Annotated in this window: 1 protein-coding gene; it reads left to right on the top strand. The window is 72.3% G+C overall.

All coding sequences use genetic code 11. The annotated features are described in order from the left end of the window. Positions 1-260, top strand: a 260-nt coding sequence (locus NLU14_RS22285) for a hypothetical protein (RefSeq protein ID WP_275710716.1), incomplete at both ends; no start/stop codon positions are given.

Here is a 260-nt window from a genome sequence, read left to right as displayed (position 1 = left end):
CACCGCCGTGGCCGACACCGTCGAGGGCCGCCGGCCGGGCGGGCGCCATGCGATGCTGATCTATGTCTCGGCCGGCAGTTTCGAGGAAGCGCAGGCCAAGGCCGCCGGCGTGGCGCTCGGCACCGGCTGGATGCTGGTGCGGCTGGAAAAGGGCATGGAAGTCGCCGATCCCGGCACGACCGAGGACCCGATGCTGCGCGCCGCCGCCATGGATGCGCTGGCCGAGGGCTCGGCGATGGTGGTGTATGGCGACGAGCTGC

The organism is Marinobacter iranensis (assembly GCF_029207565.1).
Taxonomy (GTDB): Bacteria; Pseudomonadota; Gammaproteobacteria; order Pseudomonadales; family Oleiphilaceae; genus Marinobacter; species Marinobacter iranensis.
The sequence above is the reverse complement of the archived record's forward strand: the minus strand, read 5'-3'. Positions and strand labels throughout refer to the sequence as shown.